This is a genomic window from Pseudoalteromonas sp. SR45-5 (assembly GCF_014163565.1).
Lineage (GTDB): Bacteria > Pseudomonadota > Gammaproteobacteria > Enterobacterales > Alteromonadaceae > Pseudoalteromonas > Pseudoalteromonas distincta.
This window is the reverse complement of record NZ_JACJDN010000578.1, coordinates 1-2,521: the sequence shown is the minus strand read 5'-3', so window position 1 is coordinate 2,521 and position 2,521 is coordinate 1. Positions and strand designations below refer to the sequence as shown.

Sequence of the window (2,521 nt, the reverse complement as noted above, 5' to 3'; positions counted from 1 at the left end):
ACAAGCAAAAAAAGCAGGGTTTATAGATTCTATATTTTCAGCACAAAATGAAACTCTTTACTTCAAGCATCGATATTTCTTTAAGTTAAGAATTTTGATTTACCAAAATGAAATCCTTGAAACTATTGTTCACTCAGAACTTTCAGAAGAAGATAAGTGGTGTCGTCAATTTGAATATTTAAGAAGTATTGAAGGTGAGCTATTCCAATTCAAAGAAGAAGATATAGAGCATATTAAAAATAGTTTTACTTCTTTTGAAAGCTTTTATAATTCGATAAAAATTTTAAGCTCATTAACTTTTGATCCCTTATCTAAAAAGAGATGGTCATCAAAATTTATTTACCCTATCTCCACAGATTACATTTGGTGTGATTTCGACAATAAAAGGGCTACAGAGGACCGACGGTTTTTTTGTAGAAGCGGAGAACTGGCATATCTAATGTTGTGTAGAGCCAATGATGGGGTATGCGAAAAGCTCGAAAAACATTTTGAGTCTTGGCTTGGAGTACAAGATAACTCATTTTCTAAAATTGCGGATCTTTTAGTACGTCAAGAAGAAAGAATACCATTAGCAAAAGAAAGCCGTAAAGATTTAGGCTATTTACCCTATAAAAATTTGCCAATATTTACAGATTTCGCTGTGGATCTCTCAAAAATATTATCATTGGAGCTAGAAAGGTTAGATAAAGTTAAAGTTATGATCGATTTGGTAGGTTACCATATTGGTAATTATATTTTATCCATAGGTGAGACCTATCATAACACTTTAAGCCCCTCTGAACTTAAAAAACCTTTTTACTTGGTTGAGGTACTTTCAAAGACGACAAATAGTATTAGGAAATCGTCTATTCAAAGTATTTCAACTCAACGAAATAAGCTAAAGAGAACCCTCTCGATAAGAGCTTCTGAAATTATAGATCTATATGTAAAGGAGATTGATTCAGAAGATAAAGCCGAAGTAGAGAAAAAATCTAGAGATGAACTTCAATATGCCGAGTCCTATTTAAGCAGCCATATATCAAATTATCCGAACGTTTGTTTTAGAGAAATAGGCTTCTTATCAAAGAAAAATACACGAAGTTATAGGTATGTTTTAACCGAAGACTTTCTTCATTCCTTAGTTGTGACAATTCTTGGCAATGATAAACGAATGGAGTTTAGTAATTTTGTAAAGCAGCTGAGAATTAAATATGCAATTTTTGTAGATGTTTCTCCCGGGGACGAACGAGAATTAATTCAAAGAGACTTAAATTTAAACTCAAAAAACCTAGCAAGTTTACTGTATCAAATGGGAATGTTGCGACATTTATCAGATGCATGCAGTTATGTAATTAATCCATACAGGGAAGATTCGGTATGAGATCACTAGCAAAATATTTTTATGAAATTATTAAAAGTGAATATAATGATTGGACAAGCTCTTTAAGAGGTGATGGTGTCCCAGGTAGACTTATTCTCAAAGAATTTGACACAAACTTAGTCAGTGAAATTCTATTGAATATTTATGACTCAGATGATTTTCCTATTGCTGATTTAGGATCTGATGATGGTTTTATAGTTGCTGTAGAAAACCATGAACATTATCGACTGATTGATTTTGAAAAGCACGCCTTTTCAGATTTAGCACATGAGCGAAACCGAGAAGGGAATTTCTTTTGTTTAATGTTTATTGCTGAAGTAAAACCAACTCTTGAGCAAGTTTCTGGAATTGATCAGAGTACAGTTTTTGAACTTACAGAATTGAAAAAGTGGGTTTCTTTAGCGAAGTCTCAACAAGAAGGTAGCACAGCGTTTCTTGATAGTTATGTTGAAGAGTTAGCAAAGTTCATTTCCGAGTTAACTAACTCTAAATGGAGCAGTAGGCCATTTATTGAAATTGATAAAATCAATGCTTTTATTGATAGTGTGATAAAAGAAACTATTTACAATGGCTTATTTTATGATGCTTTAGGAAAAGGGTGTACCTGTCTCGGTGGAATTAATCGTTTGAGTGAATTCCTACCATTAAAGAATTCAGGAAATTCATACAGAAGAACTTTTCGGTCAATCGTTACAAAGACTTTATTGAGAGATATTGATTTTTGGAGAGCTATTCATAAAAACAAAGAAATCGAATTAGATGAAATATTAGGCAACTTAAAGAATGTTCAGGGTTCCGGATTAGATACTGATTATGAAGAATTTTGTGAAGTAGTTGCGGATTACTTTAAATCTTACTTCCATGGTGATAGGGAAAATGAAATTAGTCAAAGGGATAAACTTCAAAGTAACTTTGATAGCCTTTACCCGTATGCATCAGTACTGCAAGCAAAAAATATAAAGCCAATATTTATGTTGGGTAAAGAGACTAGTGATTTTTTCTCTGATTCAGATATATCTATACCTGAGGATTCAGTTGAACTTTTAGAGTTAGTAGATGTTAAAGGGCAAAAGCCTGAAATTAATGAGCTTCGAAAGTTTTATTTTAATTATTCTAAAAATATTTCAAACAATGTTAAATTAGATAAAGCTTGGCTCAAAG

At 32.2% G+C, this 2,521-nt stretch carries 2 protein-coding genes; both read left to right on the top strand.

Annotated features, from left to right (window positions below; translation table 11 throughout):
- Positions 1 to 1,360: hypothetical protein (locus H5072_RS16715; protein WP_182694176.1), on the top strand; the 1,360-nt coding region annotated here is incomplete at its 5' end.
- Positions 1,357 to 2,521: hypothetical protein (locus H5072_RS16710; protein WP_220488673.1), on the top strand; the 1,165-nt coding region annotated here is incomplete at its 3' end. The genes H5072_RS16715 and H5072_RS16710, both read left to right, overlap by 4 nt.